The organism is Streptomyces sp. NPDC032091 (assembly GCF_055580265.1).
The window spans coordinates 143,678-157,748 of the sequence record NZ_JBVILR010000015.1; the positions used below are offsets into that span (position 1 = coordinate 143,678).

Here is a 14,071-nt window from a genome sequence, read left to right on the forward strand (position 1 = left end):
ACCACGGGAAGGGCCCCGTCCGCAGCGGCTGCGGACGGGGCCCTTCTCACGTGTCGGGTGCGTTACGCCGGGACGCTCGCGACACCCGGGGCGAGGAACTTCTTGCCGTTCACCCGCTCCGAGACGCCCTCACGGTCCAGGTACGGGGTGATGCCGCCCAGGTGGAAGGGCCAGCCCGCACCGGTGATGAGGCAGAGGTCGATGTCCTGGGCCTCGGCCACGACACCCTCCTCCAGCATCAGGCCGATCTCCTGCGCCACCGCGTCCAGGACGCGGTCGCGGACCTGCTCCTCCGTCAGGACGGAGTCGCCCTGCACCAGGAGGGCGGCGACCTCGGGGTCCAGCTCCGGCTTGAAACCGTTCTCGGCGGAGTAGACGTAGAAGCCGCGCTTGCCGGCCTCGACCACGCGCTTGAGGTTCGGCGACACGGTGAAGCGCTCCGGGAAGGAACGGTTCAGCGTCTCGGACACGTGCAGGCCGATCGCCGGGCCGACGAGTTCCAGCAGCACCAGCGGCGACATCGGCAGGCCGAGCGGCTCGATGGCCTTCTCGGCGGTGGCGACCGGGGTGCCCTCGTCGATGACGTTCTGGATCTCGCCCATGAAGCGGGTCAGGATGCGGTTCACGACGAACGCCGGGGCGTCCTTCGTCAGGACCGCGGTCTTCTTCAGCTTCTTGGCGACACCGAAGGCCGTGGCCAGCGAGGCGTCGTCCGTCTGCTCACCGCGGACGATCTCCAGCAGCGGGAGGATCGCGACCGGGTTGAAGAAGTGGAAGCCGACCACGCGCTCCGGGTGCTGAAGCTTGGAGGCCATCTCCGACACCGACAGCGAGGAGGTGTTGGTGGCGAGGATCGCGTGCGCCGGGGCGACCGCCTCGACCTCCGCGAACACCTTCTGCTTGACGGACATCTCCTCGAACACGGCCTCGATGATGAAGTCCGCGTCCGCGAAGCCCTCGGCCTTGTCCAGGACACCGCTCACCAGGGCGGTCAGGCGGTTGGCCTTGTCCTGGTTGATGCGGCCCTTGCCGAGCAGCTTCTGGATCTCGGCGTGGACGTAGCCCACGCCCTTGTCCACGCGCTCCTGGTCGATGTCGGTGAGGACCACCGGCACCTCCAGGCGGCGCAGGAACAGCAGCGCCAGCTGCGAGGCCATCAGGCCCGCGCCGACCACGCCGACCTTGGTGACCGGACGGGCCAGGGACTTGTCCGGGGCACCGGCCGGGCGCTTGCCGCGCTTCTGGACCAGGTTGAAGGCGTAGATGCCCGAGCGCAGCTCGCCGCCCATGATGAGGTCGGCCAGGGCCTTGTCCTCGGCGTCGAAGCCGGCCTGGAGGTCGCCGTCCTTGGCCGCGGCGATGATGTCCAGCGCGCGGTAGGCGGCCGGAGCGGCGCCGTGCACCTTGGAGTCCGCGAGGGCGCGGCCCTTGGCGACGGCCGCGTCCCAGGCCTCGCCGCGGTCGACCTCGGCCCGTACGACCTCGGTCTCGCCCTTCAGGACCTTCGCGGTCCAGATCAGGGACTGCTCCAGGAAGTCCGCGCCCTCGAAGATCGCGTCGGCGATCCCGAGCTCGAAGACCTGCTTGCCCTTCAGCTGGCGGTTCTGGTTGAGCGAGTTCTCGATGATGACCGAGACCGCGCGCTCCGCGCCGATCAGGTTCGGGAGGATGGCGCAGCCGCCCCAGCCCGGAACCAGACCGAGGAAGACCTCGGGCAGCGAGAAGGCCGGGATGGCCTTCGAGACGGTGCGGTACGAGCAGTGCAGGCCGACCTCGACACCGCCGCCCATCGCCGCGCCGTTGTAGTAGGCGAAGGTGGGGACGGCCAGCGCGGCCAGGCGCTTGAAGACGTCGTGGCCGCCCTTGCCGATGGCGAGCGCCTCGTCGTGCTTCTTCAGCAGTTCGACGCCCTTGAGGTCGGCGCCGACGGCGAAGATGAACGGCTTGCCGGTGATGCCCACGCCGACGAGGGAGCCCGCGAGGGCCTCCTGCTCGACCTGGTCGATCGCCGCGTTCAGGTTGGCCAGCGACTGCGGGCCGAAGGTGGTCGGCTTGGTGTGGTCGAAGCCGTTGTCCAGCGTGATGAGCGCGAAGCGCCCGGCGCCGAACGGCAGGTCCAGGTGACGGACGTGCGCGGACGTGACGACCTCGTCCGGGAACAGCTCGGCTGCGCCCTTCAGGAGCTCGGCGGTGGTGCTCACTTGGAGTCTCCCTCGGCGTCGAAGTTCGGGTTCTCCCAGATGACCGTGGCGCCCATGCCGAAGCCGACGCACATCGTGGTCAGGCCGTAGCGGACGTGCGGCTGCTCCTCGAACTGGCGGGCCAGCTGCGTCATCAGGCGAACGCCGGAGGAGGCCAGCGGGTGGCCGAAGGCGATCGCGCCGCCGTACTGGTTCACGCGGGCGTCGTCGTCGGCGATGCCGTAGTGCTCCAGGAAGGCCAGCACCTGCACGGCGAAGGCCTCGTTGATCTCGAAGAGACCGATGTCGTCGATCGTCAGACCGGCCTGGGCCAGGGCCTTCTCGGTGGCCGGGATCGGGCCGTAGCCCATGACCTCCGGCTCGACACCCGCGAAGGAGTACGAGACGAGGCGCATCTTGACCGGGAGGTTGTTCTCGCGGGCGAAGTCCTCGGACGCGATGATCGCGGCGGTGGCGCCGTCGTTGAGACCGGCGGCGTTGCCCGCGGTGACCCGGCCGTGCGTACGGAACGGGGTCTTCAGGCCGGCCAGGTTCTCCAGCGTGGTGCCCGGGCGCATCGGCTCGTCGGAGGTGACCAGGCCCCAGCCCGTCTCGCCGACCTCCGCGTTGGTGTTGCGCACCGAGATCGGGACCAGGTCCTGCTGGATCTTGCCGTCGGCGTACGCCTTGGCGGCCTTCTCCTGCGAGCGCACGGCGTACTCGTCGGCGCGGAGCTTGGTGATCGTCGGGTACCGGTCGTGCAGGTTCTCGGCGGTCATGCCCATGAACAGGGCGGACTCGTCGACCAGCTTCTCGGAGACGAAGCGCGGGTTCGGGTCGACGCCCTCGCCCATGGGGTGGCGGCCCATGTGCTCGACACCGCCGGCGAGGGCGACGTCGTACGCACCGAAGGCCACACCGCCCGCGACGGCGGTCACGGCGGTCAGCGCGCCGGCGCACATGCGGTCGATGGAGTAGCCCGGGACGGACTGCGGGAGGCCCGCGAGGATGCCGGCCGTGCGGCCCAGCGTCAGGCCCTGGTCGCCGATCTGCGTGGTCGCGGCGATGGCGACCTCGTCGATCTTCTTGGGGTCCAGGTCCGGGTTGCGGCGCAGCAGCTCCCGGATCGCCTTCACGACGAGGTCGTCGGCGCGGGTCTCGTGGTAAATGCCCTTCGGGCCCGCCTTGCCGAACGGGGTGCGGACGCCGTCGACGAAGACGACGTCCCTGACGGTACGAGGCACGTTGGCTCTCCTCCAGGTGCGGGATGGCACTGCTGCGCGTGGACGCCGGCTCACTGAGCGGGCGCTCACCCGGCCCATGCTACTTGCGGGTAACCCGTGTGGACACCCCCGGGGGCGGGAGCGGCGAAGGTCACACCGCACCGCCGTGGGGACGGCCGTGCGCACCGTGCGGATGATGGTGCCCGTGAGTGCGTACTTGAGGTGGGAGAGGCCCCTGCACCAGAGGGGAAATCCGAGGACCGTGGCGGTGGGCGAGGACGCGGTCGCCGTCCACGAGCGCCGCAGCAGGCTGGTCTGCCTGGACCGTGAGGACGGCTCGGTCCGGTGGGACCGGCCGTTCGGGCGGTGGCCCCGGGCGGTGGTGGCCGCCGGCGGCCGCTGCTTCGGGATCGCGCAGGACGTGGACGCGCTCACCTGCCGCGACCTGCGGTCCGGCGCGGAGCTCTGGAGCGCGCCCCTGCCCCCTTACACCGGGCACGTGGTGGTGGCCGGGGACACGGTGCTCGTCGGAGGCTGGCGCGGCTACACCCCGCTCCAGGCCTTCGACGCCGCCACCGGGCGCCCGTCCTGGCGCACAGACGGACGCGTCCACACCGTCCGGCCGCTCGGCCTCGGCGACGGTACGGCCCTGCTGGGCGGGCCGGGCGGGACGGAGGTCCGCCGGATCCGGCTCGACGACGGGTCGCCGGTGGAGCGCGTGCGGTTGCCGGGGGCGGTGCCGTACGGGGACGACCGGGCGGTGTTCTCGCGGGCGGGCGCGGGGCGCGTGCTGCTCCGGTGCGAGGGCGGGCTTCTGGCCGAGCTCCGCTTCGGGTCCCGTGCCGACGCGTGCGCGGCGGACGCGGAGGTGCGCACGCTCCGGGCGCCCGGAGCGGACCGGGCCGCCGCCGGGCCGGTGACCGGGGCCGGGGGGCTGCTGTGGCTGCGCGAGCCGAGGGGGTTCGCCGTGCTGGACCCGGCCGACGGGACGCTGCTGCGGCGCGTGGGAACGGGCCGGCGCATGGCCGACGGGGTGGTCCCGGTCGCGGACGGCTTCCTGGTGGCGGGGGCCCAGGGCACCCTCTTCCACCTCGACCCGGCCGGGGAGGTGACGCGGTGCGTGGTGCTCGGGCAGCACGTCTCCGGTCTGCTGCCCGGCTTCCCGGCGGGCGAGGCCGGGCCGGAGGGCCCCGCCGTGCACGCCTTCGCCCTCACCAAGGGCACGCTCGTGTCCCTCGACGTGCCGGGGAACACCGCGGTGGCCCGGGGCGACTGACGGGCGACGCCCCGTGGCCGACGTCCCGTCGCCGCCCGCGGGGCGGCCGGCAGCGCTCCGGCGCGGGCGGCGCACGGAACCCGGGTTCGGGGCGGCGCCGGCGCCGTGCCCGGTAACGGCGAGAGCCCCTGTCCGCGTGGGCGGGACGGGGGCTCTCGGAGGGGGTGCGGGTCAGGAGGCGGCCGACCGCAGGGCCGCGACCAGGACCGGGGTCACCTGTTCGACCTGCCACGGGCGGGCGCCGTAGCCCGTCAGGGCCTCGGCCACCGCGTCCGCGTCGGCGTTCCGCGGCGGCTCCCAGCAGAGGCGGCGCACCGTGTCCGGGGTGATCAGGTTCTCCTGGGGCAGGCTCAGCCCCTCGGCCAGCTCCGACACCGCCGCACGGGCGGCGGACAGCCGGGCCGCGGCGACGGGGTCCTTGTCCGCCCAGGAACGCGGCGGCGGCGGGCCCGACGGGGCCGCCCCGGGCTGCGGGAGTTCGCTCTCGGGCAGGGCCTTCGCCCGGTCCACGGCGGCCATCCACTGGTCCAGCTGGCGCCGCCCCATCCGCTGCCCGTACCCCGGCAGGGCCGACAGCGCGTGCACGTTCGCCGGGACGGCCAGGGCCGCCTCGACGATCGCCGCGTCACCCAGCACCTTGCCGGGGGACACGTCACGGCGCTGCGCGATCCGGTCGCGGGCCTCCCACAGCTCCCGCACCACGGCCATCTGCCGCCGGCGGCGCACCTTGTGCATGCCGGAGGTGCGGCGCCACGGGTCCTTGCGCGGCGGGGCGGGCGGGGCGGAGGCGATGGCGTCGAACTCCTGGCGGGCCCACTCCAGCTTGCCCTGCCGGTCCAGTTCCTTCTCCAGCGCGTCCCGCAGGTCCACCAGCAGCTCCACGTCCAGCGCGGCGTAGCGCAGCCAGGGCTCGGGCAGCGGGCGGGTGGACCAGTCGACGGCGGAGTGCCCCTTCTCCAGCTGGTAGCCGAGCACGCTTTCGACCATCGCCCCGAGTCCGACCCGGGGGAAACCGGCCAGCCGGCCCGCGAGCTCCGTGTCGAACAGGGTGGTGGGGGCCATGCCTATTTCGCGCAGGCAGGGCAGGTCCTGGGTCGCGGCGTGCAGGATCCACTCCGTGCCGGACAGGGCCTCGCCCAGGGCGGACAGGTCCGGGCAGCCGACCGGGTCGATCAGCGCGGAACCCGCGCCCTCGCGGCGCAGCTGGACCAGATAGGCGCGCTGCCCGTAGCGGTACCCGGAGGCGCGTTCGGCGTCCACGGCCACGGGGCCGGTGCCCGCGGCGAAGGCCGCGACCACCGCGGCGAGCGCCTCGGCGTCGGCCACGACGGGCGGGATGCCCTCGCGGGGTTCCAGCAGGGGAATCGGCAGCCCATCGGACGAAACCTCTTCGTCCGGGGGGCCGCCCCCGGTGGTGGTGCGCAGGTGTGCTGCGGTCTCTTGGGCGTCGGTCACCGGTCAAGGGTATCCGTGTATGTGACGCGCCCGTCGCCGGAACGTTCCGGCGACGGGCGCGAGGGGGAGGGTGCGGGCCCCGGCGGGGTGCGCCGGCCGCCGGCCCGCGGGCTCGGGGACGGGTCAGTGGATGATCCCCGTCCGCAGCGCGACGGCGACCATCCCGGCACGGTCGCCCGTGCCGAGCTTGCGGGCGATGCGGGCGAGGTGGGACTTGACGGTCAGGGCGGACAGGCCCATCGAGACGCCGATGGCCTTGTTGGACTGTCCCTCCGCGACGAGGCGCAGGACCTCGACCTCGCGGCCGGACAGTTCGCGGTAGCCGCCCGGGTGGCTCGGGGCACCCGGGGGGCGGCGGTGCATACGGGCGGCGGCGGCACCGATGGGGGCGGCGCCGGGCCGGGTGGGGAGCCCGATGTTGGTCCGGGTGCCGGTGACCACGTAGCCCTTCACACCGCCCGCGAGGGCGTTGCGCACGGCTCCGATGTCATCGGCGGCGGACAGGGCCAGGCCGTTCGGCCAGCCGGCGGCACGGGTCTCGGAGAGCAGGGTGAGACCGGAGCCGTCGGGCAGGTGGACGTCGGCCACGCAGATGTCGCGAGGGCTGCCGACGCGGGGGCGGGCCTCCGCGATGGACGACGCCTCGATCACGTCGCGGACCCCGAGGGCCCACAGATGGCGGGTGACGGTGGAGCGGACGCGCGGGTCGGCCACGACGACCATGGCCGTCGGCTTGTTCGGGCGGTAGGCGACCAGGCTTGCGGGCTGCTCGAGAAGAACGGACACCTAGGCCTCCTGGGGGAGTGGCGGGACGGGCCGGCTCGGGGAAGAAAGCCGGTGCGCACCGTGCGGATGGTCACTGACTCCTTCGGCACGTCACCCGCCCGGCTTTAGGGAATGATCACGATTTGGTGAGTAACAATTCGGGCAATTCGGACGCACGATCGATCAAGGGATGATCAGAAGCCCACCATCACCGCACGGCTTTGACGCTCCGTTACGACCGCGAACGATCGCGCCCGCCGCCGGGACCCCCCGTCCGGCCGCCCCCGCCCCCCTCCGGACGGCCCCGCGGGGCCGCACGCTACGGGTGGTGCGGACCGCGCCGCTGTGGCAGGGACACCACGCCCGGAGCCCCCTCCGCCGGCCCCAGCGGAGGCAGCCCCGCGATCTGGCACAGCAGCTCGCACCAGGCCGCCAGGTGCGCGGAGGTGTCCGGCACCCCGCCCACCCCCTCCCGGGGCGTCCACGAGGCCCTGATCTCGATCTGCGTCGCCGGACGCCGCTCGCCGAGCCCGCCGAAGTAGTGCGAGCTCGCCATCGTCACGGTCCCGCTCGGCTCCCCGTACGCCAGCCCGCGCGCCTCCAGCGCCCCGGTCAGCCAGGACCAGCACACCTCCGGCAGCAGCGGGTCCGCGGCCATCTCCGGCTCCAGCTCCGCCCGTACCAGCGTCACCAGCCGGAAGGTGCCCTGCCAGGCGTCGTGCCCCGCCGGGTCGTGCAGCAGGATCAGCCGGCCGTCGGCCAGGTCGTCCTCCCCGTCCACGACCGCCGCCTCCAGCGCGTACGCGTACGGGGCCAGACGCTGGGGCGGCTTCGTCGGGTCGATCTCGATCCCGGGCCGCAGCCGCGCCTTCCGCAAGCCGTCGACCGCCCGTCGGAACGGGAGCGGGACCGAGCTCTCCTTCGCGCCGTCCACGCCGTCAGCGCCATCTGAAAATCGTCCCTGAGCCGCAGCCATGCCGGGAAGACTAGGCGGAACGGGCGCCCGTGCGGCGCAGGGACACCCGCCCCGGGTCGGGCACTTCTTCATACGTGCGAAGATTTGCCGCGTGAGCGCCACTACCAGCCCGCAGGGCCAGCCGAGTCAGACGTACGATTCCGCCTTCCTGAAGGCCTGCCGGCGCGAGCCGGTGCCCCACACGCCCGTGTGGTTCATGCGGCAGGCCGGCCGCTCACTGCCCGAGTACCGCAAGGTCCGCGAGGGCACGGCCATGCTGGAGTCCTGCATGCGCCCCGACCTGGTCACCGAGATCACCCTGCAGCCGGTGCGCCGGCACGGCGTGGACGCGGCGATCTTCTTCTCCGACATCGTCGTGCCGCTCAAGGCCATCGGCGTCGACCTCGACATCAAGCCGGGCATCGGCCCGGTCGTCGCCCAGCCCATCCGCCGCCGCGAGGACCTCGCACAGCTGCGCGACCTCACCCCGGAGGACGTCGCGTACGTCACCGAGGCGATCGGCATGCTCACGGGTGAACTCGGCGGCACGCCGTTGATCGGTTTCGCCGGCGCGCCTTTCACCCTCGCGAGCTACCTCGTCGAGGGCGGCCCGTCCAAGAACCACGAGCACACCAAGGCCCTGATGTACGGGGACCCGGAGCTGTGGTCGGCCCTCCTCGACCGCCTCGCGGAGATCACCTCCGCCTTCCTGAAGGTCCAGATCGAGGCCGGCGCCTCCGCGGTCCAGCTCTTCGACTCCTGGGTCGGCGCGCTGTCCCCGGCGGACTACCGCCGCTCGGTGATGCCGGCGTCTGCGAAGGTCCTGGAGTCCGTCGCCTCCTACGGGGTCCCGCGCATCCACTTCGGCGTGGGCACCGGCGAGCTGCTCGGCCTGATGGGCGAGGCCGGCGCGGACGTCGTGGGCGTCGACTACCGGGTCGCGCTGGACGAGGCCGCCCGCCGGGTGGGCCCCGGCAAGGCGCTCCAGGGCAACCTGGACCCGGCCGTCCTCTTCTCCACGACGGAGGCCGTCGAGACCAAGACGGACGAGGTCCTGGCCGCGGCGGCGGGCCTGGAGGGCCACGTCTTCAACCTCGGCCACGGCGTCCTCCCGACGACGGACCCCGACGCCCTGACCCGCCTGGTGGACTACGTCCACACCCGTACGCAGCGCTAGCCGTCGGGGGCGGGGACTGCGCCCGCGGCGTTGCTCCCCACGCCGGCGAGGCTGGAAGATCCAGCCCCGCCGGCGTTTGAGGCGCGGGGTTTGGGGCGGAGCCCCAAGGAACGGAGGAAGGGCGGGTAGGGGACCGCCCCGCAGGGCTACACCCCCGCCGAGCGCACCGCGGAGACCGCCTTGCGGGCCGCGACCAGCACCGGGTCCCATACGGGAGAGAACGGCGGGGCGTAGCCCAGGTCCAGGGAGACGACCTGTTCCACCGTCATCCCGGCCGTCAGGGCCACCGCCGCCACGTCCACCCGCTTCGCGGACCCGGCGCCCCCGACGATCTGGACCCCCAGCAGCCGCCCCGTGCGCCGCTCCGCCAGCATCTTGACCGTCATCTCCGCCGCCCCCGGGTAGTACCCGGCGGTGTTCGTCGAGCGGATCGTGGCCGTCACGAAGCGCAGCCCCGCCGCCAGGGCGTCCTTCTCGCGCAGCCCCGTCCGGGCGATCTCCAGGTCGCAGACCTTGCTGACGGCCGTGCCGACCACGCCCGGGAACGTCGCGTAGCCGCCGCCCGCGTTCGAGCCGATCACCTGGCCGTGCTTGTTGGCGTGCGTGCCGAGCGGAATGTGCCGGGTGCGGCCCGCGACCAGGTCCAGCACCTCCACGCAGTCGCCGCCCGCCCAGACGTCCTCCTGGCCCCGGACCCGCATCGACAGGTCCGTCAGCAGGCCCCCGGACTCCCCGAGCGGAAGCCCCGCCTCGCGGGCCAGGGCCGTACGGGGCTCCACGCCGATGCCGAGCACCACCACGTCCGCCGGGTACTCCTCGCCCGAGGCCGTGGCCACCGCGCGGGCCCGGCCCTCCTCGTCGGCCAGGATCTTCACCACCTCGGCGCCGGAGACCGTCACGATGCCCATGGCGTTCATCGCGCCGTGCACCAGGCCGCCCATGTCCGGGTCCAGCGTGGCCATCGGCTGCGGGCCCCGGTGCAGGACGGTGACCTCGTACCCCCGGTGGACCAGGGCCTCGGCCATCTCCACGCCGATGTAGCCCGCGCCGACCACGACCGCCCGGCGGCCCTCCGTACGCTCCAGGGAGTCCATCAGGCGCTGGCCGTCGTCCAGGGTCTGCACCCCGTGCACCCCGTGCGCGCCGATCCCCGGCAGCTTCGGCCGGACCGGGCGGGCGCCGGTCGCCAGGACCAGCTTGTCCCACTCCGTCCAGGACTCCGCGCCGCTGTCCAGGTCCCGGGCGCGCACCCGGCGGCCCGGCAGGTCCAGCTCCAGCACCTCGGTGCGGGTGCGCAGGTCGATGCCCCGGGCGCGGTGCTCCTCGGGGGTGCGGGCGACCAGGTCGTCCCGCCCGGCGACCTGGCCGCCGATCCAGTACGGGATGCCGCACGCCGAGTACGAGGTGAAGTGCCCCCGCTCGAACGCGACGATCTCCAGCTCCGCCGCGCCCTTGAGCCGCCGCGCCTGCGACGCGGCGGACATCCCCGCCGCGTCGCCGCCGACCACCACCAGTCGTTCCGCCGCCATCGTCCTGCCCGCCCTCCGCGCCGTGCGCCGTCGCCTCCGCTACCGGGGACACGGTACGGCCGGACGGCCCGTCAGTCCTCGCCGTCCCCCGCTCCCGGCGCCGGGGCCGGGACCGGCGCGGGGGACTGGCGGGGCACCGGGGTCCGCCGCAGCCCCGTCTTCGGCTGCGCCGGACGGAACCTGCGCCAGGCCCTGAAACCAACGGCCACCAGGGCGGCGGTGACGGCGAAGGGCAGCACCGCCGCGACCGCGAGCCCCAGCCAGCCGACGAGGCGCACGAACAGCTCCCAGCCGCCGGCCAGGGCATCGCCCAGGCCCGGCCCCTCGTCCTTCTTCTTCTCCTTCTCGACCGGGGCCGGAGCGGGCTGCGAGACCGACAGCGTGATCGTGCCCATCGAGGTCTGGTCCTTCAGCGCGTTCTGCTGGGCCAGCAGGGACTCCAGGTCGGACTGGCGCCGGCTCAGCTCGCTCTCCAGCATGACCACGTCACCGAGCGCGGAGGCCTTCTCCATCATCTCCCGCACCCGCGCCACGCTGGCCTGCTGCGACTTCACCCGGCTGTCGACGTCGGCGACCTTCTCGGTGACGTCCTGCGCCTCCACCTTCCGGCTCAGCAGCTTCCCGCCGCCCTCCAGGGAGGCGATCACCGTGTCGAACCGGTCCCCGGGCACCCGCAGGGTCAGCGTGGAGGTGATCCGCCCGTCGCCACCGCGGTCGGTGGTCTCGGCGCCCACGTAGCCGCCCGCGCCCTCGGCCGCCGTCCGGGCCGCGGCGATGGCCTTCTGCGGCTCGGCCGTCTCGATCCCCAGCTTCCCCGTACGGATGACGTTCGGCCGGACGGGAACCTGCGCCTGGCCCTTGGCGTCCGCCGCCGGGGGAGCGGCGGCCCCGGCCCCCGGTTTGCCCTGCGCGGCCTCCCGGGGGGCGGCCGCGGCCGCACCGTCGGAGGCGGTCCTCCCGCCGTCGGCGCTGCAGCCGGTGAGCGCGAGGCCTCCGGCCAGGGCCAGGCCGGCCAGGGCGGCCGCCGCGCGGTGCTGTCCGCTGAGCGTGTGCATCGTCAAGTCCCCCCGGGGGTTCGGCAGATGTCACCGTTTCGACGTACGCGCGGCCGCGCCGGGTTTCGCCCTCCGGATCCCGACCCGGTTCCGATGCGGTCACGTTCGGGCCTCGCCGGGCGGTCTGAGACGATGGAGCCATGCACGAAGCGGACACGCGTACGAACGGGACGGGCCGGCCGGGGCCGTCCCGTCATGTCGTCGTCATCGGCGGCGGCATCGCGGGCCTCGCGGCCGCCCACCGGCTCCTCGCCGACGGCGTCCGCGTCACCCTCCTGGAGGCCGGCCCGCGCCTCGGCGGCAAACTGCACGCCGGCGAGCTCGCCGGCCTCCCCGTCGACCTCGGCGCCGAGTCCGTCCTCGCCCGCCGCCCCGAGGCCCTGGACCTCGCCCGGGCCGTCGGCCTCGGCGACGACCTCCAGCCCCCGGCGACCGCCACCGCCCGGCTCTGGACCCGCGGAGCCCTGCGCGACATGCCCCGCGGCCACGTCATGGGCGTCCCCGGCGACCCGGCCGCCCTCGCCGCCTCCGGCGTGCTGTCCGCCGAGGGCCTCGCCCGCATCGCCGCCGACACCGCGCTGCCGCCCACCGAGGTCGGCGAGGACGTCGCCGTCGGTGAGTACGTCGCCGCCCGGATGGGCCGCGAGGTCGTGGACCGGCTCGTCGAACCGCTGCTCGGCGGGGTCTACGCCGGCGACGCCTACCGCATCTCGATGCGCGCCGCCGTCCCCGCCCTGTTCGACGCCGTCCGCACCCACCCCACGCTGACCGAAGCGGTCCGGGCCCTCCAGCAGGGGGCCGCCGCCCGCGCGGCCGCCGAGCGGACCACCGTCACCGGCGCGGCCGCGACGGGGGCCTTCTTCGCCGGGATCGCCGGCGGCATCGGCCGGCTCCCGCTCGCCGTCGCCGACGCCTGCCGGGCCGCCGGGGCCCGCATCCTGACCGGCACCCCGGCGCGCGGCCTGGCCCGCACGCCCCAGGGCTGGCGGATCACCACCGACGGCGAAGCCCTCGACGCCGACGGCGTGGTCCTCGCCACCCCGGCGGCCCCGGCCGCCCGGCTGCTCGACGCCCTCGCCCCCACGGCCGCCGCCGGGCTGCGCGAGGTGGAGTACGCCTCCATGGCCCTGGTCACGATGGCCTTCCGCCGCGCCGACCTGCCCCCGGCCATCGCCGACGGCACCGCCAGCGGATTCCTCGTCCCGCCCGTCGACGGCCGCACGATCAAGGCGTCCACCTTCTCCGGCAACAAGTGGGCCTGGTCCGGCGCCGATCCGGAGCTCCTCCCGCTGCGCACCTCCGTCGGCCGCCACGGCGACGAGGGCGACCTGAAGCGCGACGACTCCGAGCTCGTGGACGTCTCCCTGGCCGACCTCCGCGAGGCCGTCGGGCTCACCGCCCGGCCGGTGGCCTCCACCGTCACCCGCTGGGACGGCGGACTGCCCCAGTACCCCGTCGGCCACCTCGCCCGTGCCGCCCGGGTCCGCGCCGCCGTGGCCGCACTGCCCGGCCTCGCGGTCTGCGGCGCCCTCTACGACGGGGTCGGTATCCCGGCCTGCATCGCCAGCGCCGCGAAGGCCGTCGAGGCGGTCACCGCCTCCATGGCCACCCCTGGCACCGAGCACTGATCAGCACACGGGACAATGGACACATGACTGCACCAGAGAAGATTCCCAACGCGGGGAAGAAGGCGAAGGACCTCAACGAGGTCATCCGCTACACCCTGTGGTCCGTCTTCAAGCTGAAGGACGTCCTGCCGGAGGACCGCAGCGGCTACGCCGACGAGGTCCAGGAGCTGTTCGACCAGCTCGCCGCCAAGGACATCACCGTCCGCGGCACCTACGACGTCTCCGGCCTGCGCGCCGACGCGGACATCATGATCTGGTGGCACGCCGAGACCTCGGACGAGCTGCAGACCGCCTACAACCTGTTCCGCCGCACCCGACTGGGCCGCGCGCTGGAGCCGGTGTGGTCGAACATGGCGCTGCACCGCCCCGCCGAGTTCAACAAGTCGCACATCCCGGCCTTCCTGGCCGACGAGGTCGCCCGCGACTACGTCAGCGTCTACCCGTTCGTGCGCTCGTACGACTGGTACCTGCTGCCCGACGAGGACCGCCGCCGCATGCTCGCCGACCACGGCAAGATGGCCCGCGGCTACCCGGACGTGCGCGCCAACACCGTCGCCTCCTTCTCCCTGGGCGACTACGAGTGGCTGCTGGCCTTCGAGGCCGACGAGCTCTACCGCATCGTCGACCTCATGCGTCACCTGCGTGCCTCCGAGGCCCGGATGCACGTCCGTGAAGAGGTGCCCTTCTACACCGGGCGCCGCAAGTCCGTCGCCGATCTGGTGGCCGGGCTCGCCTGATACCTCCCCTGGGGGGAAGGACCGGAGGACGACCGCGCTCTCGCCGAGGAGCGGCCTCCGGTGGATCGGGAGGCCATGCCCCCGAAACGAC

General features: G+C 73.9%; 11 protein-coding genes. 4 read left to right on the forward strand and 7 right to left on the reverse strand.

Annotated elements, in window-relative coordinates:
- Positions 1-62: 62 nt before the first annotated feature.
- The gene (locus ACZ5NJ_RS23845) at positions 63-2,201 is read right to left on the reverse strand and encodes a 3-hydroxyacyl-CoA dehydrogenase NAD-binding domain-containing protein (protein ID WP_468767200.1); all 2,139 of its coding nucleotides are present in this window, start codon (positions 2,199-2,201) and stop codon (positions 63-65) included.
- The gene (locus ACZ5NJ_RS23850; RefSeq protein ID WP_468767201.1) at positions 2,198-3,424 is read right to left on the reverse strand and encodes a thiolase family protein; all 1,227 of its coding nucleotides are present in this window, start codon (positions 3,422-3,424) and stop codon (positions 2,198-2,200) included. The genes ACZ5NJ_RS23845 and ACZ5NJ_RS23850 overlap by 4 nt, the downstream gene beginning before the upstream one ends.
- A 175-nt stretch (positions 3,425-3,599) precedes the next feature.
- On the opposite strand from ACZ5NJ_RS23850, the gene ACZ5NJ_RS23855 reads away from it, so the two are divergent.
- Positions 3,600-4,679: an outer membrane protein assembly factor BamB family protein gene (locus ACZ5NJ_RS23855; RefSeq protein WP_468767205.1), complete on the forward strand. Its 1,080-nt coding sequence runs from the start codon at positions 3,600-3,602 to the stop codon at positions 4,677-4,679.
- Between the two features lie 171 nt (positions 4,680-4,850).
- On the opposite strand, the gene ACZ5NJ_RS23860 is transcribed toward ACZ5NJ_RS23855, so the two are convergent.
- The 3 genes from ACZ5NJ_RS23860 to ACZ5NJ_RS23870 form a co-directional block, all read right to left on the reverse strand.
- A complete protein-coding gene (locus ACZ5NJ_RS23860) occupies positions 4,851-6,134 on the reverse strand; it encodes an HRDC domain-containing protein (RefSeq protein WP_468767206.1) in 1,284 nt (427 codons plus the stop codon).
- Positions 6,135-6,257: 123 nt separating this feature from the next.
- Entirely contained in the window at positions 6,258-6,920 is a 663-nt protein-coding gene (locus ACZ5NJ_RS23865; RefSeq protein WP_007267191.1) for a helix-turn-helix transcriptional regulator, read from the reverse strand.
- A 298-nt stretch (positions 6,921-7,218) separates the two neighbouring features.
- Positions 7,219-7,875, reverse strand: coding sequence for a DUF3000 domain-containing protein (locus ACZ5NJ_RS23870; RefSeq protein WP_468767207.1), 657 nt, complete (start codon positions 7,873-7,875; stop codon positions 7,219-7,221).
- Positions 7,876-7,966: 91 nt separating this feature from the next.
- Between ACZ5NJ_RS23870 and hemE the strand changes: the two genes are divergently transcribed.
- Complete coding sequence (gene hemE / locus ACZ5NJ_RS23875) at positions 7,967-9,031, forward strand: uroporphyrinogen decarboxylase (RefSeq protein WP_468767208.1); 1,065 nt, start codon at positions 7,967-7,969, stop codon at positions 9,029-9,031.
- A 146-nt stretch (positions 9,032-9,177) separates the two neighbouring features.
- Here the strand turns inward: hemE and ACZ5NJ_RS23880 are convergent, their stop codons facing one another.
- Together ACZ5NJ_RS23880 and ACZ5NJ_RS23885 are read right to left on the reverse strand one after the other, a co-directional pair.
- Positions 9,178-10,560: an FAD-dependent oxidoreductase gene (locus ACZ5NJ_RS23880; protein ID WP_468767209.1), complete on the reverse strand. Its 1,383-nt coding sequence runs from the start codon at positions 10,558-10,560 to the stop codon at positions 9,178-9,180.
- A 71-nt stretch (positions 10,561-10,631) separates the two neighbouring features.
- The gene (locus ACZ5NJ_RS23885) at positions 10,632-11,615 is read right to left on the reverse strand and encodes a DUF4349 domain-containing protein (RefSeq protein ID WP_468767210.1); all 984 of its coding nucleotides are present in this window, start codon (positions 11,613-11,615) and stop codon (positions 10,632-10,634) included.
- Between the two features lie 140 nt (positions 11,616-11,755).
- On the opposite strand from ACZ5NJ_RS23885, the gene hemG reads away from it, so the two are divergent.
- Positions 11,756-13,243 (forward strand): protoporphyrinogen oxidase, encoded by a 1,488-nt coding sequence (gene hemG / locus ACZ5NJ_RS23890; RefSeq protein WP_468767211.1) that lies wholly within the window; start codon positions 11,756-11,758, stop codon positions 13,241-13,243.
- Between the two features lie 23 nt (positions 13,244-13,266).
- Positions 13,267-13,980 (forward strand): hydrogen peroxide-dependent heme synthase, encoded by a 714-nt coding sequence (hemQ, locus tag ACZ5NJ_RS23895; protein WP_365158741.1) that lies wholly within the window; start codon positions 13,267-13,269, stop codon positions 13,978-13,980.
- Positions 13,981-14,071 lie beyond the last annotated feature (91 nt).

Bases quoted from the DNA above. Each gene is read 5' to 3' on its own strand.
- ACZ5NJ_RS23855 (WP_468767205.1), top strand. From the start codon at position 3,600: ATGGTGCCCGTGAGTGCGTACTTGAGGTGGGAGAGGCCCCTGCACCAG.
- ACZ5NJ_RS23870 (WP_468767207.1), bottom strand. From the start codon at position 7,875: ATGGCTGCGGCTCAGGGACGATTTTCAGATGGCGCTGACGGCGTGGAC.
- ACZ5NJ_RS23880 (WP_468767209.1), bottom strand. From the start codon at position 10,560: ATGGCGGCGGAACGACTGGTGGTGGTCGGCGGCGACGCGGCGGGGATG.
- ACZ5NJ_RS23885 (WP_468767210.1), bottom strand. From the start codon at position 11,615: ATGCACACGCTCAGCGGACAGCACCGCGCGGCGGCCGCCCTGGCCGGC.
- hemG (WP_468767211.1), top strand. From the start codon at position 11,756: ATGCACGAAGCGGACACGCGTACGAACGGGACGGGCCGGCCGGGGCCG.
- hemQ (WP_365158741.1), top strand. From the start codon at position 13,267: ATGACTGCACCAGAGAAGATTCCCAACGCGGGGAAGAAGGCGAAGGAC.